This window comes from Ruegeria sp. HKCCD7181 (assembly GCF_057221055.1).
The window spans coordinates 1-23,410 of record NZ_JBWVBC010000015.1; the positions used below are offsets into that span (position 1 = coordinate 1).

The following is a 23,410-nucleotide window of genomic DNA, read 5'->3' on the forward strand; positions in this document are numbered from 1 at the left end:
CCTTGTTTCAAACTGGACGAAGCGCGCGAATGGCAGGCAAGTTTGGTGTTTCCATGGCTGATCCTTCGATCCGCCATGCCCTCCCACAACGGCAACCCGACGTCGTCAAGGGGCGATATCACAGGATGCTGCGTCGCCTCTGAGGTCTGCAAGGAGCCCAACATGCCAGTTTTCTGCTCAACGGCGAATGTCGGCTTCCTACGTCCCAACTCACCTTTTGAATCAACTCATCTGAACAGCTGTTGAACGATTTCGCGGGCGTAGGCGTGAACCCAAACCTCTGCTTGGTAAGAGGACGAGTAATAGACCACTACCGTGTCAGTCTCAGGGGACACATAGAGGCACTGACCAGTTCTCCCTGATTTGTACATGTCTCCATCCGGGAAAACAGCATCCCACTGGTAGGAAGCGCCAAAGCCGTCTTCGCCAAAGTCGTTGAGGAGGCGCTTGCTCATGTAGTCTTCGCCATAGATGGCGGGGTCGGCGGCGGCTTGGATCTTTGCGAAGTAGTCCTCTGAGACCACTTGTTCTTCTGCGACAACGTCCCAGCTCGGGGTGAAAAGCATTCCGAAGCGGGCCAGATCACGAAGTCTGGCGGCGAACGCCCCTGGAGAAGAAGGTTCTCCACTGACGGTAAGGCCGAGGACGCCATCACCCTCCATGCCTGCTTGGCTCCAGATGTGTTCGGTTGCGAGATCTTCGAACGGCTTCCCTGTGACCTTCTGCAAGATCAACGTCGTGACGTAGGTGTTGAGAGACGCGTACTCAAAACGACTGCCGGGTTCTACATCAACCTCGACGCGCTTCAGCGCTTCCATGAGTGACAGACCCTCTGGGATATTGGGGTCACCAAAGCCAATGGCGTAAAACAGATTGACTGGGTGGTCCGGAGCGCTACCCAACCGACTTTCGCTGATATCAAGACCGGATCGCTGGTGGAGGACATCAGCCACCTTGATATTAGCCCAAGGTGTGTCTCCGAGTTCAGGTACATATTGGGAAACTGTTTCATCAAGGTTGATGAGACCTTGCTCGTTGGCGATGTGTGCCAGGGTCCCGACCAGTATCTTGGTTGCAGAGGCCCAGAGGTGATTGTCCCAATCGCGTATGCCGACATACTTTTCGAATACGATCCGTCCCTTGTGAACAACGGCGATTGCTTTGAGCCGAGACCTTTCGTCTTGGATCATCTCGTTCAATGTCATCGTGCCGAGAATGGTCGTCGCTCTGACCTCACCAACTTCAGGCATCAGCTGGTAGCTGAGTTCTGAAACCGGTCCATAACGATGCACGATTGCTGTTGGCAGGCTTTCACTAAGGCGAGACGCTGCATAGCTGCCGGCATCGCCGGAGGTGGTCAGAGTTTCTCCGTCATAGGCTTGTCGATAGGACTGGCTCTGCTTAGCAGAAAAGCCGTCTCGGCCTTCTGTGACAGACTTTAAGTCGGCAGGGATTGTGAAGTCGGAACGCTGCGGCTCGGCAACTTGCGCGGCTGTAGGGCTAGCTAAGATAGTTAGCCCGAAGAGCAAGGCCAGAAGGGGCGTTACAGGAGAGTGGCGATGATCATTTTGGGTTCTCATAAATGAAGTATCTCCCTCGCAAACCGTCCGTCAAGAAAGCTCTTTCCCACCAGATCGCATAATAAACCAAAGCGGCCATTTGTAGATCACCATTCAACGGCAGCAGTGTCCGCGATCTGAGTTCGCTGACGACAAAACCGTGCACTCGCGGCGAATGTCGGGAAAGCGGGCTGCGACCGCAGAATCTTGACAGAGGGGCGAAGGTCCGGAATGGGTCGTCCTCGATGCTTAATCTCCCGTCACAGGTTTGCATTCTGCACTTTCGCTGATCATCGCGAAGAACCCTGAGCGGAAGTGTCGAAATCTAGCTACGCCGCACCATGGACTGTCCTGACCGTCGCGGACTACACATTTTTGGCAAATCTTGAAGTATCCAGAACCTAGGGTCAGGACTCGTTCTTATTTCATTGCCAAAACATGACGGTTGCGGCGAGGGCGATTGCGGACAGAAAGTCCTTGGGGCAGCGGATAAAAAAGAACTTGGCGAGCGACAGAAAAGTTAAATGCTGCTGGAATTCACGACTTGCGCTGAAAAGAAAAAAACCTGTTGATGGCGAAGCTATGCGACTTCAGGAAAATTGATCTCAAGTAGTGGCCTCGCCGAAACTTCGTTCGGATCCGTAGATGAGTAGAAATTAACGGGAACAGGAATTGTTTAGCGCAATTATCAACGCGGCTTCGCAGCGTTACATGGATATTCGTTTAGGTATCCCGGGCGGCTATCGCGTACGTATTCTCGAACGCCCTGGCCTGTGGATGCCAAGCAATGAGCTGGACAATCTGGTCGCGGAGCTGCGGAGTGTGGCGTCAAAAACGCTGCCGGCCGGGGAACTGAAATACGGCGTGTTTGCTGGAGATCGCGATCGGCTTGCACATTCGGTGATTACTCTGATTTCGCGCAGGGATGACAATACCCCTGTTGCCTTTAATGCCTTGGCGTTGATGGATGTAAATTTGGGCCATCGATCCGAAGAGGTCTTGCACCTAGGATTGGTGATGGTTGATCCAGACCTTCGCAGCCAGGGCTTCAGCTGGGTTCTCTATGGTCTGACATGTGTGTTGATCCTGTTTCGAAACGGTATGCGTCCGCTCTGGGTCTCGAATGTGACGCAAGTCCCGGCGGTGGTGGGGCTGGTCGGGCAGGGCTTTGCTCGGGTTTTTCCTGCGGCACCGCCCGAACCTCAAAACCGGCGTAGCCTTTTGCATCTACACTTGGCGCGGAGCATCATGCGGCATCACCGTCATGTGTTTGGCGTCGGTCCTGATGCGGGGTTTGACGAAGATCGCTTTGTGATCACCAACGCCTACACGGGCGGGTCGGATCATTTGAAGAAAACCTTCGAAGATGCGCCGAAACATCGCGATCAGGTCGTTAATGAATTCTGCGAGAACCAGCTTGACTATGACCGGGGCGATGACGTCCTGCAGTTGGGGCAAATGGATATGCCGACAGCGCTGTCCTATGTCGGTCGCGAAGTTCCGCGCGGATCAGTAGCTGCCCTCACCCTTGCTGTCTTCGCGGCGGTATTGCAGCGATTGGCGATGCCACTCTGGCAATGGGCCGATACGCGACACGAATTTGGCATCCTCAGACCACTTGAGCAGAAAAAATGACAGTCTTTACCTATCAGGAGTTCACCACCCGCAATCTCGGATTTGTTTCCGAAAATGAACAAACCAGTTTGCGCAACGCCAGCGTGTTCGTCTGTGGAGCCGGAGGAATGGGGGGTAGTGCAATCATGACCCTGATCCGTGCCGGCGTGGGTCGATTGATCTTGGCTGATCTGGACGCGTTCGAAGTGTCCAATCTGAACCGTCAGCTTTTTGCGACGCTGAAAACCGTCGATCAAGATAAAGCTCAGGCAACCCGTGATCAGTGTCTGCAAATAAACCCTGAGGCTGATATAGAAGTACTTGGGGCGGATTGGACCGACCATGTGGAGCGTTTGGTTCAAAGCGCGGATGTGGTGGTCAATGGCACGGACGATCTTGGCGCCAGCTTGCTGCTGTATCGGACTGCGCGGGCCAAAGACCGCGCAGTAATTGACGCGTATGCGTCTCCGTTGCCGTCAGTTTATGTCACAGTGCCGGGCGATCCGATGCCCGAGGAGCGTTTGAATTACACCACACGCGGCACCAAGTGGAATGAGCTGACCTCGGGGATGCGAGATGCGGCAGCAATGGCCGAGGCGGAATACGTACTGACCCATTCGTCCTCCCGGCACCACGTTGATCTGGCTCTGGCAGGTGAGGTGATTGCCGGAGCCCGCAGCCGTATGTCCTTTGCGCCGATGGTGATCATGGCAGGGGCACTGATGGGAGGAGAGGCGCTTCAGGCTGTTCTGGGGCGGTCGCATGGCGCGGATTACCGAGGGTGGTTCTTGAACCCTCACACCGGTAGGGTCGAGCGGCCCTTGCCGAGCTTTATTGCCGCGTTGATGCGTCCACTGGTGCGACGACAGATGGAAAGGTTGCTGACTCCATGACAGATATGGCGACCTTTTTGGCGGATGCTTGGGTTTCACTATGTGCGGCATTGGGTGCAGCAACCGTATTGTTGCGTCTTAAGGACCTTGTGCAGAGGCAAGAAATTGCCAGACGGTTTCAATTCTGCCTGTGGGTGCTGATCATCCTGATGCTGGCGCGGATCGGCCACTGGGGTGGCTGGGGGTGGCTTTTTTCAGCGATCACAAGCATCTGCGCGGCATTGATCCCTTTGACGGCACTTGTTCTGTCCGAGGGGCTTGTGCGCCGCCACGCGCCTGCGGTGCTGAAACAATTCTGTGCGTGGGGGGCTGTGACGTTCGGGCTGTTGGGTCTTTTCCAGTTTGGCAATATCGAATTTGGAAGACTTGCGGGGCTGATGCTGTTCCAACTGTTTGGATTAGGTGGCGTCGCTTTGTTCGTTTTGCGGCGCGATAGGGACAGCCTGTCACATGCGGAAAACAGAACCATCAATTGGATAAGCCTGTCATTCCTATTGATCCTGCCGTTTCTGGCAACGGATTTCATGCGTGGAACAACGCTTGACCTGCCGGTCAGGCTGGGCGGAGTGGCGGTGCTGGGGCTGTGCTGGTTGTCGATTGCGATGAACCGCTCCGGATTGCGACCGTGGGACACTTTGCGTGGTTTCGGGATCGTATTTGTCGTGGCCGCTCTGCTTTCGCTGATCACCTCGGGGATTGTGCCAATGGATATGCGGTCCAGCCTGCAGGTAATGGCGATTATTTTGGCCTCGCTCATGCTGTTGGCGATTTGGCAAGCAGCAATTGCCTTGCGGATTGAGGATCGCCAGTTGATCGCCCTTCGTGAGATTGCCGATGCGGACGGGCACGGCCCAAAGGTTAGCTTGGCATTGCTTCGACGGGCTGCCGGGTCTCCGGACGCGATTTTGGTGGACGATGCGGACTTGGCGGATATGAACCTGAATGAACTGCGCGCCAGCTTCACGACAACACCTGTTCAACAGTTGGGGGCCACGGATGACGAACAAGTCAATTGGCTATTCTCGCGTTTCGATGCAACCCATGCGGTTTTCTTGTCTGGCACCCCTCTGCAATTGATCATGCTCAACAGTCCCGAAATCGCGGCTTTGGACAGCACCGGTACCGCCTTGCGCGCGGTCCAGAGGATGGCGCAGGTTCTGGTGTGTGAGGGGCAAGCATGATTGAGTTGCTGGAACGGGACTTTTCAAGTTTCTTCGCCGCCCCGTTTCACGCCTATGGCGCGGACACGCCATATGTTTCGCCGATGAAAGCGGATTTGAAACGCTTTTTGTCGATCGAGAACCCATTGTTCTCTGACGCATCAGATTTCACGTTTTTCTCGGTGAAACGGTGCAGCAAGCCCGTGGGACGGATCACGGCTCACCTTCACCGGGGATCGAACAACCTGCACCACGAGGCGCGAGGATGTTTTGGCTACTTTGATTGCGCAAATGACCCCGAGGTCGCCACAGTTTTACTGCAAGCAGCAGAAAATTGGACCCGTGCCAAAGGCATGACCCGGCTGGTTGGTAACTTCAACCTGACTGCGATGCAACAAGCTGGAATCATGACGGGTGGTTTCAATCAGCAACCGTTTACCGACCAGATTTGGGGGCCTCCGCACTTGCCAGCGCTGCTGGAAGCGAATGGGTTTCAGCCGCACTTTCCCATGACCACCTTCGAGCGTCGCCTGGATACCAATCCAATCCCGGAAGTCTTGCCCGACGCGCAACGCTCGCAGTTACTGGATCAAGGGTTCTCTTTTGCACCCGTCACCCGCGCGACCATTGCTGAGAGGCTTGAGGATGCGCGTGCCATCCTGAACCGCAGCTTCAAAAACAATCCTATGTTTGTTCCAGTAACCGCCGAAGAATTCCACTTTCAGGCCAAAGACATGAAGTGGATCATGGACCCGCGAATTTCTAAGGTTGTGCACTATCGCGGCGCTCCAGCAGGTGCGGTGATTGCCATTCCTGATCTCAACCCGTTGCTTCGGCGGATTGGATCGATTATGCGTCTGTCCCTGCCGTATCACTATCTCCGCTACAAAGCTCGCCGTGATCGTGCAGTGGTCATTTTTCAGGGTGTAATGCCAGAGTTTCAAGGTCGTTCGGTCAACCCATTGATGCTGAGCGAGATGACACGAGACATGATTACCGCCGGATACAAAACCGTTGGCGGCACTTGGATCGCTGACGAGAATACGGCCAGCCTGCGACAAACCGAAAAAGCCGGGGCTGCGCCGCTTCACAGGCTGCATCTGTTTTCCAAGGAGTTGGTGTAGTGGACCGCACGAGTTTTGAAGCAATCGTTGCGCAAGCGATGCTTGCTCCTTCGGCGCATAACACGCAGCCAGCGCGATGGCGGTTGCGGGCGGGTTGTATTGAGATCCATGCTGAACTGTCACGGCGCCTGCCTGTTGGTGATCCGAATGATCGCGATTTGGAAGTCTCATGTGGTGCGGCGGTGGAAGGCACCGTACTGGCCCTGGCTGCGCACGGGGTTGGTGCAGAAGTAACCGTATCAGACGAGCCGGAGGAGGCAGGTTTGCGCAAGATTGCCTGCATTACTCCTAAGACGACGGGTGACGCAGAGGATGCAGAGCTGGCCGTGGAAACGTCGAAACGTCTGACACATCGCGGGGGCTTTGCGCCTCCTCCTCAAGGTGCTTTTGAGAACTGGAGCAGCGCTCACATGACATTGGTCGAAGATGCGGCCCAGATCGAGTGGCTTGCAAAGCAAATCGACACCGCGTCAGCCCGCGTTATGCGATCCAAAGCCTTTCGTTCCGAGTTGCTGAGTTGGATGCGTTTGCGTGAGGGCGATCCGAACTACCACACCGATGGTTTGAACCGAGAGGTGCTTGCCATGGATGCAACAACCGCAAGGTTCGCGCCATTCGTTCTGGGTGGCAGACTTTATGATCTGTTGTCGGTGCTGGGTCTTGGCCCACACCTGTCGGGTGAGGCCGCGCGCAGCCGTGAAGCAGGGGCAATCGCACTATTCCACTGGCCTGAAAACGGGTCGATGGTCGAGGCAGGTCGGTCGTTTTATCGATCCTGGTTGCAAGCTACTGCACGTGGCTTGGTGGGATGGCCTGCAGCGGCGCTGGCAGATGATCCGGGCACATGCGCAGCCGTCTCGGATCGTTTTTCTGTGCCGACTGACAGGGTCTTGTTCAACGCGTTAAGATTGGGGGCAGCAAATGGTGCCACCCCCAGCCGAACGCGCCTGTCTATGCGCGAGGTTATTGTTTAGGCAGCGATATTCTCGCCCACCTCTTTCAGCAGTTTTTCGGTTTTTGCGTCTTCGATCCGGTTGTGCAGACGCTGTGATTCTTCACGGTCGCGCAGGGTCTTGGTGATCGAAACGGTGGTATGCACTAACATCAGCGCAGACATGGAGTAGAACCCTTTTGCTGCAAAGCTGGCTTCGAGGAAGTAGATGCCGCCGGCCATCATCGCTGCCGCGACAATGAACGAGCCAATAGTGAACATGTTCCAGGCGTTGGACTGCGGCAGGTTCAGGTTTTCTTCGGTATTCATGGATCAATTCCTTTCAGCTTTTTGTCGGTTAAATTCAGTTTGGTCGTCAGTTCGATTTCGTTTTGTCAGATTTCTTCACCTTTTTCTTCAGGCGATCGAGCACGTCATCAGTGCTTGATCGCAAAGGCTTACCGCACCCTGCTTCGGCCAACCTGTCGCGCATGTTCTCGGCCGAGCCAGTCGCTTCCAACTCGGTCATGGCGCGCGCTGTGGCATCAATTTCGCTTTGACGTTCTTGCAAACGCTGAAGGGTGTCCTCAGCCTCGCGCAAAGTGGATAAACCGCTGTCGGGTGCCACTTGTTGCAGGCGCTGCGTATTGTCGGTGGCCGTGGCAAGACGCTGACCACGCTGCAGCTGCCGCAACCGGGTTTCAGCCTCGCGCAGGACGGTGCGTAAGCGGGCGATCTCAGTATCAAACCGGGCCTGCGCCTGAGTTGATACATCACGCTCTGCTTCGAGATGTGCGATTGTCTCGGCCGCATCCCTTGCCAAATCCTCACGGTCTTTCAGCAGCGCATCCAAAGTGCGGCCTTCGAGATCCGCGATCTGTTGGGTCAGTCGTTCGTGCTGCTTAACCTCCTGTTCGTTCTGGGCCATCGCGACGGCAACAGCCTTGCGGGACATCTGGACAGCATGGGCGCAGTCCCGGATCTGCTGGCGCAAAATAGGCAGAGCATTGCGGTCGGTTACGACGGATGCCGCCTCAAAGGCCCGGCCTCTTATTAAAGTGGCAAACTGTTTGAACATCGTTGGCTCCTCATTTATGAACATTGTTCATGGAGTGACTATGAAATGATTCTGAACATTGTTCAATATTAAAAATGAACGTCGTTCATTATAATTGGAGCCAAGAGGATTAAGTGGCTAAAAGTAAAAGAGAAATACTGAAGGAGAAAATCCTGATTGCTGCGGAAAAGCGCATTGAAACGCAAGGTTTGGCTGCTTTGCGCGCCCGTGATGTCACAAAAGATGCCGGATGTGCTCTCGGCAGTCTTTACAACGCCTTCGAAGACCTGGACCTTCTGATCCTGGCGGTCAACTCTCGCACACTCGCACGCTTGCATGCGTCATTGCAGACCGCCTCTGCGTTGCAAACCGCGCCCCAGGACAAGCTTCTTGCGCTAGCGTTGGCTTATCTGGATTTCGGTACTGCGAACCCGAACCTGTGGGCCGCATTGTTTGATCACCGTATGCAACCAGGAGTACCTGTCCCGCAATGGCACCTTGAAGAACACGCGGTGCTCATTGCCGAGATTGTCGGCCCGTTATCGCAATTGAGCCCCAACTTAGATGAAGACACATTGGCTTCGCGTGCGCGAACCGTGTTTTCTGCTGTGCATGGCATCGTCAAACTCTCGTTGGAGGGGCGGTTCGTCGCCTTGGAACCGGATTTGGTCCGGGCGGAATTGACGGAGTTCGTTTCCCAGTACTTGCGGGGGTATCAGTCAGGGCAGAAGGTATAGGATGATCATATGAGTAGATCGAGTATCGCACGTGATCCAAACACCATTGTCGCCTGGGATTTCGACGGGGTTCTTAGGGTCAGGATTCATGACCAATAGATGGCGATGGCAGCGAGAGCGATAGCTGATAGAAAGACCTTTGGGCATCCTTCGTAGTGTGTGGCCACACACGGCCAGTCCTTGAGCCTGTCGAACATGATCTCAATCCGGTTACGCCGTTTGTATCGGCGTTTGTCGTAATTCACGGTTGTTTTGCGTTGCTTTCGACCCGGGATGCAAGCGTGTATAAGCGGATCTTTGATGTGGCCGTCGCCGATGGCCGAGAAATTGGAGAGGATGGTCGTGCACGCGAACCCAATGTGTCTCCATCTAAGTTGGGGCTCGACGGTAGACGTTGAAATTGCGAAGTACAGCAACTCAATCGGTTCCGTGGAACTCGCCGCGTATTGGCAAGACCCAGATTTTGATCCGGATAACAACGCGGTTTACTACGTGAGAGTGATCGAAACGGATGTGTCGCAAACTATAACGCCTAAATGACGAACATACGTGATCTGACGTTTGTTCCCGTCGAATAGTTTTCGAACAGGTTTCGGCACGATCTCATTGAAAGGCTGTCATTCCCCAAGGATACGGTTTTGTACGCTGTGTACTTCTATCTGCGGTACACGATGTCCTGTCGTGACCTTGAAGAGATCATGGCCGAATGCGGCGTGCAGGTGGACCACGCCACTCTCAACAGGTGGGTTGCAAAGTATTCACCGATGATCGCAGTGCGCGCGCAATCAAAGAAGCGACCAACGCTGAGTTCCTGGCGCATGGATGAAACATATGTTCGTGTTCGCGGCAAATGGATGTACCTCTATCGGGCCGTCGACAAAGCTGGAAATACCCTTGATTTTATGCTGTCTGAGCGGAAGAACCGTCCAGCAGCAGCCAGGTTCTTTGCCAAAGCGCTGTCTTCTAATGGAATTCCAGGAAAGATCGTCATCGACAAAAGTGGAGCTAATGCGGCGGGCATTCGAGAAGTGAACAAAATCCTTAATCGGTTTGGCTGCTCAGCCAAAATCCAAACAGTCAGGTCCGAGTATTTGAACAACCTGATCGAGCAGGATCATAGGTTCATCAAGCGTCGCATACGGCACATGTGCGGGTTCAAGTCGTTCAGATCCGCCTCGGCTACTCTGGACGGCATTGAGGTCGCCAACATGATCCGAAAGCAGCAATTCCCCAGCACTACGACATCTGCCTTTCGGCTATTTTCCGAAATCGCAGGATATCTCTCCGTTGTCTGCAAGATCTCCGGCGATCACGCAGAAATCGAAGTCGCCATAATAGGCGTTGGCGGCGTCGATCGCGCGTTCAAAGCGTTCTCGAGTGCACAGGCCCATGCACGCCGCATTCGGCCATGATCTCTTCAAGGTCACGACAGGACATCGTGTACCGCAGATAGAAGTACACAGCTACAAAACCGTATCCTTGGGGAAATGACAGCCTTTCAATGAGATCGTGCCGAAACCTGTTCGAAAACTATTCGACGGGAACAAACGTCAGATCACGTATGTTCGTCATTTAGGCGTTATAGTTTGCGACACATCCTTTCATACTGCCAATTGCGAGTAACTATGCAATAGCGACCCCTTGACCGGATCGCGCCTCCTGCTGCAGCCACTTTCGCACAACACGGACGGCTCGCCGCCTTCCTGCGCGTTGGTTGGTGGCGAGGTAATATCCTCCAAAACGAATTTCCACGTCGTTGAGGCGCACCAACGCACCCGTCTCAACCTCTGTTTGACAAAGGTGCTGATCCATCAGAACCGCCCCCAAGCCTGCCACGGCTGACTGGATTGATAGCAGCGCTCCTAATGGATGAGGCAGATCAAGAGTAGGAACCTCTTTCAAACCAGATTTTGAGAACCATTCTGGCCAAAGACGGAAGGTTGCCTCTTCAATCAATGGGCCGGATGCCAGAGCCTCAAGATCAGCCTTAGAGCTGGCATGTGGCGCAAAGTTTGGGGCGGCAAATGCTCTGACCAGAGATGGGAACAACAGGTCGTATCCTTCGTCTGGGTGGGTGCGAAGATATCTTAAGCCCAGATCGAAGTCATGCGCTTCAATATCCATGACCTCAGTTGTGATCGAAAGTCGCAGGTCTATTTCCGGATGCGCATCTTTCAGTCGCGGTAGTCGCGGCACCAGCCATTTTTGCGCTACGGCACTCTCTGTCGTCATAGTAACGACGCCTTCGGGCACAGAGATCAGAGCGTCTGTTGCGATTGCAATTTGATCAAGAGCGGGTGTGATCTGACCCAAGTAGATTTGCCCTTGTTCTGTGAGGGCAACACCGGATTTTTGCGTCCGGAAGAGATGCACGTTTAGCCGCTTTTCCAACCCGCGAACGTGACGGGAAATTGCAGAGTGCGATACGTTCAATTCCTCCGCTGCACGGGTAAAGCTACCCAACCTTCCAGCAGCCTCAAAGGCGCGTAGCGGATTTAGGGGCGGTAAATTTCTTGGCATGATTGATTGTGACTTTTTGGAACAATTAGTGTCAAGAAACGGCGCTTGTGAGATTCCTGGTTAACTCAGATTTTGGGTGTATTTCCAAAACAGGAGAGATCCATTAAATACGCAGATCCTCGTGAATTTGTATCACATCGTAAAGCCACAGTCCCAAGCGCCGAAGGTTCGCTCACCTTCCTTGAAAAGATCAGGGAGTCGTTCCGTGCCCTGCTTACAAAGCGAAACGATCCTACGAGTATGAGCAAGGTTGAACGGCAAGATTCCGGTATCTCTGAAGCCGACGTCGATTGGCATAATGCACGACACGGTCCTTTGGTAAAGTGAGTCAGTCAGCTTCGAAAACAACATCCAGGCCGCTGTTTGATCGTGTAATTGCCATGATATTGCCTCGTCTCTTGCTGCGATGCAGTATTTATGCTGCACTGCAGGGGTAGCTGTATTTGGTAGCGCTCACAGTTCAGCAATTTGGCAAAGGCCCCATGCCAGATTGGAATAGCAAGGGTCATGACATGGATATTTCTGCGCAAATGTTAATCTTTGCGACAGTTGTCGAGCAGGGAAGTATCTCTGCGGCCGCACGATCAATGGGGCAAACCCCATCGGCTGTGAGCAAGCAGATCAGTTTACTTGAAGGTCAGGTGCACTATCGCCTTCTGAATCGCACCAGAACGGGTGTCTCCCCGACATTGGAAGGCCAAGCGTTCTACGAAAAATGCAAAGCGATGGCTGACAAATTCAAAGAGGCCGAGGCGATGATTCATAACTTTGATGGTATCCCGCGCGGAGTGCTCAGAGTCGCATCCACGGTTGCCTTTGGTAAGTCACAGCTGATCCCTGCTCTGCCTGAATTCATGGAAGAGAATCCTGAGGTTCAAGTATCGTTGGATCTGACCGACCGGGAGATTGATCTTCGGAATGAAGGGTTCGACGCGGCGATTTGCTTTGCTGAACAACGGAAGAACCCAGATATGGTCGTCAGGCGCATTATGCAGAGTCGTAGGGTGCTATGTGCCTCACCCGAATACCTTGAGAGGATAGGATCACCGTCGAGTTTTGCCGAGTTGGCCGAACACAATTGCCTGAGGGTTTCGGGGAGAAGCCAGCGGAACGCTTGGAATAGTATCGAACAGAAGGCAGGCGAAAGATTTGAAGCAACGGGCAGTTTTGAGGGAAACAGCACCGATGTTGTCTTCAGAGCCGCGCTGGCTGGTATCGGGATCGCACGGCTACCCTGCTATATGGCAAACAGTAAATTTCGCTCCGGCGAACTTGTTCACGTGATGCCGGAGTATGCACCACCCAGCACAGATATCGTCGTATTGTTTGCCGAAAGGCGGAATCTGGCACCAAAAACCCGCGCGTTCGTGGATTATCTCGCGCGGCGGTTTCGGGATGCCGAAGTGAACCAAATGAACGGCTAACCACGCATAGAAACGATCGCAGTTGTCCAAGTTAATCCGGTCCCATCCGCTGTGAGTGGTTAAAAGCCCAGCCGAAATTTAAAGAGAACTGACGGGGCACCTCGATCAAAAATCTGGCATTGGTTGGTAAATGCGGCATTGGTCAATTCGGTCTCAGAACAGCCCTTCTCCGAACACATGATCATGGCTGCTATCAGCGGCATTAAAGTGATAGTGCGTTTAATCCGTAGATGAGTTGAACACTTAACGATGGATCGCTTCACCTAAAACCACTTCGACAATATTCTCCCATCGTTTCGACTCTATAAAACATCCAATGGTTGGGATAGCAGGCCAAGACGAACCGTGGATTGCCACGAAGCGATATCAACGAATGACTGACTTCGTAGCTTACACCAATTACTTCAGATAGGTGTTGAACCAATCAATTGTGCGGTCCCAGGCTAGGATTGCCATTCCCTCGTCGTAACGTGGCGTGCTGTCATTGTGGAAGCCGTGGTTGGCATTTTCGTAGATATAGGCCTCATAAATCTTATCGTTGGCCTGCAGGGCGGCCTCAAAATCTGGCCAGCCCGCGTTAATGCGTTCGTCAAGCTCTCCCATCTGAACAAGCAACGGCGCCTGAATTTTGGCCACATCCTCGGCCGCTGGCTGGCGCCCGTAGAACGGGACACCAGCAGCCAGTTCGGGATAGGCCACGGCAATTGCGCTGACCACACCGCCGCCGTAGCAGAAACCAACAGCGCCGACCTTTCCAGTGCAATCATCTCGGTTCAATAGGTATTCGAACCCATTGAAAAAATCGTTCATCAACTCGACCCGGTCCACTGTCTTTTGTAGTTCGCGCCCATCCGCGTCGTTGCCTGGGTATCCGCCCACAGAAGTCAGGCCGTCTGGAGCCAGTGCCATAAATCCGGCTTTCGCCAATCTGCGCGCCACGTCCTCGATGTAAGGATTCAAGCCTCGGTTTTCGTGGATTACCAGCACCGCGGGCAATGGCTCTTCAACGCCGGCGGGCCGAACTAGGTAGCCCCGGACATCACCGGTTCCGTTCGGTGAAGGATAAGTAATGTAGTCAGCGTGGATATCGGGATCGTTGAATGATACTTGCTGAGCCAGTGCATAATTTGGGCTGAGCATGTTCAGCAACGCGACCGTCGTCACGCCGCCGACCGCAAACTTGCCGGCGCGATCCAGAAATTGGCGCTTGGTGATCTTGCCGTGCGCGTAAAAGTCGTACAGGTCCAGAAGTTCCTGGTCGAAGTCTTTTGCCGTCATGCGGGTCATTGTGGATCTCCTAATGAGTTTGGCAGTCTGAAGGGGCGGTATTATCCGATCTGACGGTTTTGATATGATTGAGCGTCTGGACAGGTTTTCTATGATGCGGCCGGCGACTGCTCCTTGTTCGCGTGCTGTTCGCGCAGCACGTTCTTTTGAACCTTTCCCATTGTGTTTCGTGGCAATTCCAGGACGAGTTCGTAGCGGCGCGGATGTTTGAAGCGTGACAGCTTGTTTCTGATGGTCTCCGCGATCTGATCCGTGTCAAGTTTTACGTCTCGCTCAGCAACCAGAGTGGCGATGATTGCTTCACCGAAATCGTTGTCGGGAATTCCGAAAACTGCCGATTCCCTAACACCATCTATGTCGTTCAGGGTGTCTTCAATTTCTTTGGGGTAGACGTTGTAGCCACCGGTAATGATCAGGTCTTTTGACCTGCCCACAATCGACAGATAGCCATCCTCACTGAATTGGCCCAAGTCGCCGGTGATGAAGAAACCGTTCTCTCGCAACTCTGCGGCTGTTTTATCGGGCATTTTCCAATAGCCGCTGAATACGTTGGGGCCACGTATTTCGATCATTCCAACCTCGCCTTGGGCCGATGGCTCTCCGGTTTCAGGGTTGGTCAAGATCACCTCGATGCCCGGCAGCGCCATGCCGACGGTTCCTGCGCGACGCTCACCGCTATAGGGGTTCGAGGTGTTCATATTCGTCTCGGTCATGCCATAGCGCTCAAGGATGCGGTGGCCCGTGCGCGTTTCGAACGCCACATGGGTTTCGGCTAGAAGGGGGGCAGAACCAGAAACGAATAGGCGCATGGTCCCTGTGATTTCTTTCGTGAACCGGTCGTCCGCCAGCAGCCTTGTGTAGAAGGTTGGAACTCCCATCAGAAGGGTTGACTGGGGCAACTCTTCCAAGATCGTGTCTATGTCGAACTTTTCCATCAGCCTGATTTGGGCACCGGCGAGTAGTGCCGTATTCATAGCCACGAAAAGCCCGTGCGTGTGAAAGACGGGCAACGCGTGAATCAAGCGATCAGTGTCGGTGATGCGCCACAAATCTACAAGGGTTTGGGCATTGGAAAGCAGGTTTCGGTGGCTGAGCATCGCGCCCTTGGACCGGCCGGTGGTGCCTGATGTGTAAAGAAGCGCTGCGAGGTCTTCTGGCGCGCGATTCACGGTTTCGAACACGCAAGGCTGTACGTCGGCCTCGTGGCTCAGGCTTGGATCTTTGCCACCCAATGTCAGCAGCTTTGCATCATACCGGGCTGCCAGTTTTTCGAATTCAACTTGGTCGATGCTGTCGCAGACGATTAATGCGGGTTGTGCATCAGAGATGAAATAGTCCAACTCTGCCAAGGTATAGGCAGTGTTAAGCGGCAAGTAGACGGCACCTGCCTGAACCGAAGCAGCGTAGAGCGCGATTGTATCGGCCAGCTTGGGGGCCTGCACAACGATGCGATCACCAGGGGAAACTCCGCTATTCTTCAGGACATGCGCGATCTGCGCTGCCCGCTTCTGAAACGCGTCATAAGAAACCACCTGGCCATCGTCGAGTTGCAGGAACGGAGTCGTGTTGCCCTCGTGGTGGGCAAACAAGTTGTCGTATAGAGTATTTGTCACGCTGTATTTTCCCTTGGCTTGACCGCAAGCGCTGCGGTTGAGGCCGCGCGAACAGAACGCGAGGCTTGGATCGTGGCACGTGTCGCGAATTCTTCGTGGTGACGTTCTGTTTTATTTAAATCGTAAAGATAATTGACCATCGCGCCTCCGGATTGGGCGCGTCCGTTTGGCGACAGATCTGCTTCAGCATGCAATTCATGAAGCTCGGCACCATTGCCCAAGTGAAAGCGGGCCACAGGGTCCTGTGGCATCCCGTCTTCGCGCTTGGCGAACATTAAGTATCGGGCAGCCATCGCACGTATGACCTGCGGCGTTGCTGTTTCTGCCAACACGGCCTGGGCCGCATGGCCGTGTTCCGGACGTTCTGTTTCCCCGGCCAGCCAACGCTTCAGCCCCGGTAACGGCGACAAGGTCACAAAGGTATCAAGCCCTCGAAGAGCTCGCGAAAGCTCGGTCACAACTTGCTTAATCAATAGATTACCAAAGCTGATGCCCGCTAAACCCTTTTGGCAGTTTGAAATGGAATAGAACGCCGCGACTTTTGCCTGCTCGGCTTCGATCGGTTCTCGAGCCTCGGAAAGAAGCGTGTCAATCGCAGCCGGGATTTCAGCGGTCAGAGCGACCTCAACAAATATCAGTGGCTCATCTGGCATCGCAGGGTGGAAGAACGCAAAACAACGACGATCTGGCGGGTAGAGCCTTCGCCGCAAATCGTCCAGATCGTTGATCTGGTGCACCGCCTCATAGGTGACGATCTTGTCTAGAACACGGGCAGGGGTATCCCAGCTGATTTGCTTGAGAACAAGAAAGCCCCGGTTGAACCAGCTACGCAACAAATGGACGAAATCGATATCTGTTCGCTTGAGTTCCGGGTTGGATTTGAGAAAGCGCAGCAGGTCAACGCGCATGGCCACAAGTTCTTGCGTCGCACCAGACGGCTGGTTCAACCGGCGCAACAACTCTTGCCGCCTTGGCTCTGCAACTTCATTAAGTCTTTGATAAAGATCGACACTTCGATCACTGGCGTAGAGGCGCGCCGTTTGGGAAAGCTGATCCGCGTCTAGCTCTAGATGGTCATTCAAATAGGCAAAAAAGTCTAGTTTCTCGGGGTCATCCAGGGTGTGGTAGCGATCTAGAATCGTAGACGCGAGCGTGAAGCCCGATACTTCACCTTCTGCGGACAGAAGCGCCTCACATAGCTCGGCAATGGATCGTTTGTCATCCTTGCCACGCCTTTTGTCGGGACGGTCCAGCAAATGGTTTAATAGATCACCCAGAAACCAATTCCGCTGCATTTCAGGGCTCCATCTGGCTGCTTAGGTACTCGCCTGTTCGCCGGTAGTGATCGACCAGGTGCCGAGTTGCGCTGTCTGCGTCGTGGTCGAGTGCGGCATCTAGGATTTGCTGGTGTTCGGCAGCGATATCGCGCTTTTTGTAACTTGGCCCTCCCGCTGCCAGATAACGGTAGCGAATGTTGAGGTCATAAAGCTGGGAACAATACCGCAACAGCAACGGCAGTTTTGCATTTTCCAACAAGGCCATATGAAACGCTTTGTGGGCGTCTTCGAAGTCAGGCACACCCTTTTGACTGGCCTTTTTCATATGGTGATGGCGCAAGACTAGCCTGTCCTCCCAAGCGCCATCTGCGTTGGCGATGGAAGCGCGCAGCGCTGTTTCCTCGAGGTTGCATCGCAGCAATAGGATTTCCTCGAAGTTGCATTTGCTGACCGGCGCCGCCCGAAATCCGCGCTGATCGATCCGCTCAACCAGCATGTCAGAGGTCAGAAGGCTAAGCGCTTCGCGAACCGGGCTTGCGCCAGTGTCCAGCAAACCACGGAGTTGTTCGATCTTGAGCTTCTGTCCCGGAGGCAACTCGCCTGTCAGGATCATATCGCGCAGCCGTCGATATGCACCATGAGTGGCTGATTTCTCTTTGCCCTCGGTATCAAGCATGACGTCCATATCCGGCTATTCCTCTGTGAATGCGCATTCTTCGGGGTACTTTTAACTGAGGGCGCTCGTTCCGGTCGATAGGCCGACTGAAAGGTTCAGCGAACCTTCGTTGATCATCCAGCGCCGAAGTACAAAGTTGCGCGCACCGCTTTGGTGCATCGGATCGTCCTCGGCTAGTTTTCGGGCGGCCTCAAGACTGTCAGCACGATAGATAATCAGGCCCATTCCTTGCATGTGTTCACCAGTCTCATCCGACATTGGCCCTGCAAAAGCCAGCTGTCCCGCGCGTTCAAGCTGCGCCTGATATGCCAAATGATCGGGAAGCGACGCCTTCACATCTTCGGGTGCTTTGGCTGGCGTACTCATTGCAGCATAAAGCTCCAAAGCCAGTGCGCCACGGCTCTTTGCTTCTGATTTGTAGTCTGCCCAGGCAACCATCAATCGCCTCCAAAAATATCGATATTATTTGACATATGGCAAAATAGTCGGCAAAAATCAAGCGAACTGACATGGATGGTGAAAATGAGATACGTGGTGGGAGAGACTCCGGAGGGCACAGCGGTATTTGCCGTGAACGGTGAAAACGCGGTGAATCTAACGGCTTTGGACCCTGCCGTCGGTCCTGATTTGATGGGTTTGATCGGCAAGCCTGAACTGGCCGAATCGCTGGCTGGAAAAATCGACTCTGCAGAATGTGTGCCTGTATCCTCTGTCGCGCCAGCGTTGCCCGTGGCGTCACCCGGCACGATCATTTGCATGGGTTTGAACTATACAGATCACATCAAAGAGGGCGGGTACGACATCCCGGAGTATCCAACGCTGTTTATGCGCGGGAAGAACTCGATCATGGCTGCAGGGCAACCTATGGTGCGGCCTGCGTGTTCGGAAAAACTCGACTACGAAGCCGAGCTTATGCTGATTGTTGGTAAACGTGGTCGTCATATCTCGGAAGAGGACGCGTTGGACTATGTTTTTGGTTACACCGTGTTCAATGACGGGTCACTGCGAGACTATCAGCGCAAAACCGTTCAATGGACGCCAGGCAAAAACTTTGATGACACGGGCGCGATCGGTCCCTTCACCGTAACACCAGACGAACTGCCCGAAGGAGCGTCAGGTCTGAAGATCGAAAGCCGTGTGGGCGATGAAATCCTTCAAAGCTCGAACACTGCCAACATGATATGGGGTGTTCGTCAGGTCATAGCGACGATTTCGGAGTACACCACTCTTGAGCCCGGAGACCTCATTGCTCTGGGAACACCACCGGGTGTTGGGCACGCCAAGAAGCCAAATCCTCGTTGGTTGAAGCCTGGCGAAACCGTCGAAGTCGAGATTGAAGGCATAGGCGTCTGCGCCAGCCCGATTATCGACGAAAAGGATGCCAGATCGAAGGTGGCCGCAGCATGAGTGCACCGACCGGGGCAGAACTGGAGGCACTTCGCGCCAAGGCGCAGCAAGATCATCGCGATCTGCGTGAGCGTATTCCACGTCTTTCAGACGACGCAATTGCCTTGATCCTGCGCGAATCCAGATCTCATTACGCTTGGACTGACAAGCCAGTTTCTGACGAACTGCTTGAAGAGATCTATGACATCACGATCAACGGCGCGACCAGCATGAACACGCTGCCCGCCCGCTTCGTTTTTGTGAAAAGTGCAGAAGGAAAAGAGCGCCTTGCTAAGTCGTTAAAGCCGAAGAACGTGCCAAAGATGATGGATGCGCCGGTCACGGCGATCATTGCCTATGACAAAGACTTCTGGAAGGAATTGCCCTTTCTTTTCCCACACGAAGATCGTCGGTCATTGTTCGAAAACAATCCCGAATATGCAGCCGATACAGCGTTTCGCAATGGAACGCTTCAGGGCGCCTACTTCATGATCGCCGCCCGGGCTGTCGGGTTGGACGTTGGCGCGATGTCAGGATTTTCGAACAAATTCGTCGACGATGAATTCTTCGCGGGCACGACGCTCAAGTCGAACTTTCTTTGCAATCTGGGCTACGCGGACGAAACCGGTTTGTTTCACAAGCTGCCGCGTTTTCCGTTTGAAAAGGTTTGCTCTTATGCATGAGGAGGTTACGCCGTGGCAATGAAAGTGAAACCTGTCGTGACTTACCGGACGACAGCTCAGTGCCCGACACATGCGCGTACCGAGATACCTATTCGCGATCTGGAAGTGGTAATCGACGAGCCCCTCGAACGGGGCGGCACAAACCTTGGTCCGTCTCCGACCGAAACGGCCATGGCGGCCTTGATCGCGTGTACGAACGTCATTGGACACAAGAACGCGCACCGTTTGGGAATTGATCTTGGCACAGTGACGATAGACGCGAAATGCAGGTTGGATCGGCGCGGTGTTCTGATGGAGGAGGAGATCGTTGTTCCGTTTCCGGAAATCGAGCTCACCGTGAATTGCGAAACGCCCGCTAGGCAGGAAGAACTGACAATCGTGGGCGAGGAGACAGCCAAGTATTGCGCCATTGCAAAACTGTTTGAAGCGGCAGGCACCGACCTGACCGTCAACTGGGTCAAAGCAAACAAATAAAAAAGACCCGACTTTCTGGGAGGAGAGAAATGAAAAACTGGACCAAACGTAGTCTAATAGGTGCCGCTGTAGCTAGCGTTATGGCGCTGCCTGTTGCCGCGGAAGAAACCATTTCCGCTGTCGTGATAGATGGCTACCCCGATCGTGCGCTGTGGGTGAGGGAATTCACTAACTTCTTCATTCCAGAAGTGGACAAACGGCTGGCCGAGTCCGGTAATTACAAGATGAACTGGCAGGAGAACTATGGCGGTTCGATCGTAAAGCCCAAGGGCGTTCTGGAAGGCGTACAGCTGGGTTTGGGGGACATTGGCATCGTCACAACCATCTTCCATTCATCCAAGCTGCCTAGTCAGGGGATCTCGGGCTCGACACCATTCGTCGCGTCGGATGCCCGTGCAGTGGCCAAGGCGGTTGACGAGATCGCGCGAGAATACCCGGCCATGCAGAATGAGTTCGCTGCGCAAAATCAGGTTTATCTGGCGACGGGCGTTGTGCTCGACACATATCAGATGTTCTGCTCTGAGCCGGTCGAGAAAGTTGCAGACCTTGAAGGACGCAAGATCGCGGGAGCCGGCCTGAACCTGCGCTATCTCGAGGGTATCAAGGACGCGGCGGGCGTTCGCGGTGGCCTGACAGATTTCTACAACATGGTTCAAACCGGCCTTGTCGATTGCGTGATGATTTGGCCGGAAGCTTCCAAGACGTTCAAGATCGTAGAAGTGGCCCCTTACATGTTGAAGGCAGACCTTGGCGCAGTGAATACAAAAACAGTCACAGTCAACGCCGATTACTGGGCAAGTCTGCCTGACGAGGTCAAAGACGTACTCCAGGCTGTGGCTATCGACTACCGTGACCACGTGGCAGGCATTGCAATGGATCGAGCCGCTGCGTCACGAGATGCCTTTGTAGAAGCTGGCGGATCGATCATTGAAATCTCGGACGAAGACCGCGCTGCGTGGGCAAATGGGATGCCCAATGTCGCGCAGGAATGGGCTGCAACGCTGAATGACAACGGCGAGCAGGGCACAGATATGCTGGCCGCTTATCTTGGCAAGCTTCAGGATGCCGGTTTCACTGGTGTGCGCGACTGGACGGCCGAATAATCGTTCGGCGACCCGAGAAAGGGGCCATACATGCTGAAGACCGCAGTTGCCGTTCTGTCGCGGGTCGCTAATTCGCTTGCAATAACTACCAACGCTTTGGGCACGCTCGTCGTCCTTGCGTTGGTGGTCATTCTGAATGTCGACGTCGTTGCGCGCGGGCTGTTTTCGGCTCCGCTGCGCGGCACCTATGAAATGGTGCAGTTTTCGGTCGTGATGATCGTTTTCCTGCAACTGGCCGACGTGGTCAGAGTGGATCGGCTGACACGCTCGGACGGGTTCCTGAACCTCCTGCACCATCGCCGTCCTGGTCTGACGGCCAGCCTGAGGCGCATCATCAACGCCATCTCGGCGATCTTCATGGCGTTAATTGCGTATGTGACCTTTCCAGAATTTCTGCATATGTGGGAGACGCAGGACTACTTCGGAGTGCCCGGTCTTTTCACACTGCCCTGGTGGCCGGTCAAACTGGTCATCGCGTGCGGTACTGCGCTTGCCTGCGTGATCTTCCTGCTCAAGGTCGTCACGGCGCAGGACCGCCCGCAACTTATTCGCACCCCAGAGCATGACGAGGCCGAAGAATGACGCCGATTGAGATTGGCCTGATCTCGGTCGTTGCCATCGTCTTTTTGATCTACGCGGGTGTCTACATTCCCATCGCTCTTGGCGTGGTCTCATTCGTGTCAATCTGGCTGATGCGGGACAACTTCACGCTTGCGCTCAACCTGCTGAAGGTAGCGGTCGGCGACAGCGCGATGGAATACAGTTTCGCGACCATTCCCTTGTTTACCTTTATGGGGCTCATCGTCTCAAAGGCAGGGTTAGGCAGGGACATCTACGAAGTCATGACCATGCGGTTTCGCAAGGTCAAAGGCGGTATTGGGATGGCAACCGTCGGGGCCAATGCCGTTTTTGCCGCGGTGACAGGGTCATCAATCGCCTCGGCATCCGTGTTCACCAAAGTTTCGGTCCCGCAGATGATGGCGCAGGCCTATAACCCGCGCTTTGCCGTCGGAGTAGTGGCCGGGTCCTCGGTCTTGGGTATGATCATTCCACCGTCGGCTATGCTGATCATCTATTCCTTTGTCGCTGAACAATCTGTGGGGGACATGTTTCTGGCGGGTGTCATTCCGGGGATCATGCTGGCCATCGCTTATGTCGGTGCGATCTGGATCATGGGACGCTTCACCCCAACATTTGTCGGTGGCCGGGTCGTTGCAGACACCGAATGGATGTCCGGTCGCGAGGTCGCCTCCAAGACACTGCCGACGCTGTTCATCATCACTATCGTTCTTGGCGGGATCTATACGGGTTGGTTGACCGCAGTCGAGGCAGGTGCCGCCGGAGCTTTTGTTGCGCTGATCATTGCTGTTGCCCGCAAGTCGATGTCACCGCGCGCGTTCTGGGATGCATTACTGGAAACCGGTCACATCACGGCGGCGATCCTGTTTCTGATTACCGCCGCTTCGATCTATAGCCGTATGCTTGGTCTGGCTGGCTTGCCCAATCAGTTGCAGGACCTGCTTGCAGGGAACTCGGCATCCTTCTGGTCGATCATGTTACTCTACGTTGTGTTGATGCTATTTCTGGGAACATTGCTCGACACGGCGTCGATCATTCTGATCGTTGTTCCGTTGTTCCTGCCCATGGCCGAAGCCTTGGATATGTCACTGATCTGGTTCGGGATCATCACTGTTGTTGGAGCTGAAATCGGGCTTTTGACCCCGCCTTTGGGCATTTCGTGTTTTGTCATCAAATCCACGATCAACGATGACCGCATATCACTCAAGGACGTATTCATGGGCGCATTGCCCTTCGCGTTCGTCATGCTGATCGTTCTGTTCATTCTGATCGAATTCCCGATCCTCAGCCTTGCTCTGATTTAAGGAGGCCAA

Annotated in this window: 23 protein-coding genes and 2 pseudogenes; 15 read left to right on the plus strand and 10 right to left on the minus strand. The window is 54.2% G+C overall.

Annotation, left to right across the window (positions count from 1 at the left end; translation table 11 throughout):
* Positions 1-227: 227 nt before the first annotated feature.
* Positions 228-1,580 carry a serine hydrolase domain-containing protein gene (locus AC2TCY_RS21135; protein WP_480850502.1) on the minus strand — a complete coding sequence of 451 codons (1,353 nt, stop codon included), beginning with the start codon at positions 1,578-1,580 and terminating at the stop codon, positions 228-230.
* A 690-nt stretch (positions 1,581-2,270) separates the two neighbouring features.
* Here AC2TCY_RS21135 and AC2TCY_RS21140 point away from each other — a divergent pair.
* Genes AC2TCY_RS21140 through AC2TCY_RS21160 form a run of 5 tightly spaced genes read left to right on the plus strand, consistent with a single transcriptional unit; the run spans position 2,271 to position 7,324 of the window.
* Complete coding sequence (locus AC2TCY_RS21140; protein ID WP_480850504.1) at positions 2,271-3,194, plus strand: hypothetical protein; 924 nt, start codon at positions 2,271-2,273, stop codon at positions 3,192-3,194.
* The gene (locus AC2TCY_RS21145; protein WP_480850506.1) at positions 3,191-4,066 is read left to right on the plus strand and encodes a ThiF family adenylyltransferase; all 876 of its coding nucleotides are present in this window, start codon (positions 3,191-3,193) and stop codon (positions 4,064-4,066) included. The genes AC2TCY_RS21140 and AC2TCY_RS21145 overlap by 4 nt, the downstream gene beginning before the upstream one ends.
* The gene (locus AC2TCY_RS21150; RefSeq protein ID WP_480850508.1) at positions 4,063-5,247 is read left to right on the plus strand and encodes a hypothetical protein; all 1,185 of its coding nucleotides are present in this window, start codon (positions 4,063-4,065) and stop codon (positions 5,245-5,247) included. Before AC2TCY_RS21145 ends, AC2TCY_RS21150 begins: the two co-directional genes overlap by 4 nt.
* Positions 5,244-6,350, plus strand: a complete 1,107-nt coding sequence (locus tag AC2TCY_RS21155; protein ID WP_480850510.1) for a hypothetical protein — start codon at positions 5,244-5,246, stop codon at positions 6,348-6,350. The genes AC2TCY_RS21150 and AC2TCY_RS21155 overlap by 4 nt, the downstream gene beginning before the upstream one ends.
* Complete coding sequence (locus AC2TCY_RS21160; RefSeq protein ID WP_480850512.1) at positions 6,350-7,324, plus strand: hypothetical protein; 975 nt, start codon at positions 6,350-6,352, stop codon at positions 7,322-7,324. Before AC2TCY_RS21155 ends, AC2TCY_RS21160 begins: the two co-directional genes overlap by 1 nt.
* On the opposite strand, the gene AC2TCY_RS21165 is transcribed toward AC2TCY_RS21160, so the two are convergent.
* Entirely contained in the window at positions 7,321-7,611 is a 291-nt protein-coding gene (locus tag AC2TCY_RS21165) for a YiaA/YiaB family inner membrane protein (RefSeq protein WP_170327328.1), read from the minus strand. The two genes, AC2TCY_RS21160 and AC2TCY_RS21165, sit on opposite strands and share 4 nt — an antisense overlap.
* A gap of 46 nt (positions 7,612-7,657) precedes the next feature.
* Entirely contained in the window at positions 7,658-8,359 is a 702-nt protein-coding gene (locus AC2TCY_RS21170) for a PspA/IM30 family protein (RefSeq protein WP_480850514.1), read from the minus strand.
* 113 nt (positions 8,360-8,472) lie between these two features.
* Between AC2TCY_RS21170 and AC2TCY_RS21175 the strand changes: the two genes are divergently transcribed.
* Positions 8,473-9,075, plus strand: coding sequence for a TetR/AcrR family transcriptional regulator (locus AC2TCY_RS21175; protein ID WP_480850516.1), 603 nt, complete (start codon positions 8,473-8,475; stop codon positions 9,073-9,075).
* Positions 9,076-9,161: 86 nt separating this feature from the next.
* Here AC2TCY_RS21175 and AC2TCY_RS21180 read toward each other — a convergent pair.
* Positions 9,162-9,365, minus strand: a pseudogene (locus tag AC2TCY_RS21180) (IS5/IS1182 family transposase); the annotation flags it as partial.
* Positions 9,366-9,432: 67 nt separating this feature from the next.
* Here AC2TCY_RS21180 and AC2TCY_RS21185 point away from each other — a divergent pair.
* Together AC2TCY_RS21185 and AC2TCY_RS21190 are read left to right on the plus strand one after the other, a co-directional pair.
* Complete coding sequence (locus tag AC2TCY_RS21185) at positions 9,433-9,615, plus strand: DUF3604 domain-containing protein (protein ID WP_480850518.1); 183 nt, start codon at positions 9,433-9,435, stop codon at positions 9,613-9,615.
* Positions 9,616-9,680: 65 nt separating this feature from the next.
* Positions 9,681-10,352, plus strand: a pseudogene (locus tag AC2TCY_RS21190) (IS6 family transposase); the annotation flags it as partial.
* A gap of 346 nt (positions 10,353-10,698) precedes the next feature.
* Here AC2TCY_RS21190 and AC2TCY_RS21195 read toward each other — a convergent pair.
* Entirely contained in the window at positions 10,699-11,595 is an 897-nt protein-coding gene (locus AC2TCY_RS21195) for a LysR substrate-binding domain-containing protein (protein WP_480850520.1), read from the minus strand.
* 512 nt (positions 11,596-12,107) lie between these two features.
* Here AC2TCY_RS21195 and AC2TCY_RS21200 point away from each other — a divergent pair.
* Positions 12,108-13,019 carry a LysR family transcriptional regulator gene (locus tag AC2TCY_RS21200; RefSeq protein ID WP_480850522.1) on the plus strand — a complete coding sequence of 304 codons (912 nt, stop codon included), beginning with the start codon at positions 12,108-12,110 and terminating at the stop codon, positions 13,017-13,019.
* 399 nt (positions 13,020-13,418) lie between these two features.
* Here the strand turns inward: AC2TCY_RS21200 and yghX are convergent, their stop codons facing one another.
* The 5 genes from yghX to AC2TCY_RS21225 form a co-directional block, all read right to left on the minus strand.
* The gene (gene yghX, locus AC2TCY_RS21205) at positions 13,419-14,306 is read right to left on the minus strand and encodes a YghX family hydrolase (RefSeq protein ID WP_480850524.1); all 888 of its coding nucleotides are present in this window, start codon (positions 14,304-14,306) and stop codon (positions 13,419-13,421) included.
* 89 nt (positions 14,307-14,395) lie between these two features.
* Entirely contained in the window at positions 14,396-15,919 is a 1,524-nt protein-coding gene (locus tag AC2TCY_RS21210) for a malonate--CoA ligase (RefSeq protein WP_480850526.1), read from the minus strand.
* Positions 15,916-17,214: a malonyl-CoA decarboxylase domain-containing protein gene (locus AC2TCY_RS21215; protein WP_480850528.1), complete on the minus strand. Its 1,299-nt coding sequence runs from the start codon at positions 17,212-17,214 to the stop codon at positions 15,916-15,918. Before AC2TCY_RS21215 ends, AC2TCY_RS21210 begins: the two co-directional genes overlap by 4 nt.
* A 1-nt stretch (position 17,215) precedes the next feature.
* A complete protein-coding gene (locus tag AC2TCY_RS21220) occupies positions 17,216-17,881 on the minus strand; it encodes a GntR family transcriptional regulator (protein WP_480850530.1) in 666 nt (221 codons plus the stop codon).
* Between the two features lie 42 nt (positions 17,882-17,923).
* Complete coding sequence (locus tag AC2TCY_RS21225; RefSeq protein WP_480850532.1) at positions 17,924-18,310, minus strand: YciI family protein; 387 nt, start codon at positions 18,308-18,310, stop codon at positions 17,924-17,926.
* 84 nt (positions 18,311-18,394) lie between these two features.
* Between AC2TCY_RS21225 and AC2TCY_RS21230 the strand changes: the two genes are divergently transcribed.
* From AC2TCY_RS21230 to AC2TCY_RS21255, 6 genes are read left to right on the plus strand one after another with little or no spacing between them, the layout of a single operon-like run.
* Positions 18,395-19,279 carry a fumarylacetoacetate hydrolase family protein gene (locus tag AC2TCY_RS21230; protein WP_480850534.1) on the plus strand — a complete coding sequence of 295 codons (885 nt, stop codon included), beginning with the start codon at positions 18,395-18,397 and terminating at the stop codon, positions 19,277-19,279.
* Entirely contained in the window at positions 19,276-19,941 is a 666-nt protein-coding gene (locus AC2TCY_RS21235; protein ID WP_480850535.1) for a malonic semialdehyde reductase, read from the plus strand. Before AC2TCY_RS21230 ends, AC2TCY_RS21235 begins: the two co-directional genes overlap by 4 nt.
* A gap of 18 nt (positions 19,942-19,959) precedes the next feature.
* Complete coding sequence (locus AC2TCY_RS21240; RefSeq protein WP_480850605.1) at positions 19,960-20,415, plus strand: OsmC family protein; 456 nt, start codon at positions 19,960-19,962, stop codon at positions 20,413-20,415.
* Positions 20,416-20,444: 29 nt separating this feature from the next.
* Positions 20,445-21,518: a C4-dicarboxylate TRAP transporter substrate-binding protein gene (locus AC2TCY_RS21245; RefSeq protein WP_480850536.1), complete on the plus strand. Its 1,074-nt coding sequence runs from the start codon at positions 20,445-20,447 to the stop codon at positions 21,516-21,518.
* Positions 21,519-21,548: 30 nt separating this feature from the next.
* On the plus strand, positions 21,549-22,100 hold the full coding sequence (locus tag AC2TCY_RS21250; protein WP_480850538.1) for a TRAP transporter small permease subunit: 552 nt from the start codon (positions 21,549-21,551) through the stop codon (positions 22,098-22,100).
* On the plus strand, positions 22,097-23,401 hold the full coding sequence (locus AC2TCY_RS21255) for a TRAP transporter large permease (protein WP_480850540.1): 1,305 nt from the start codon (positions 22,097-22,099) through the stop codon (positions 23,399-23,401). The genes AC2TCY_RS21250 and AC2TCY_RS21255 overlap by 4 nt, the downstream gene beginning before the upstream one ends.
* Positions 23,402-23,410: the final 9 nt, after the last annotated feature.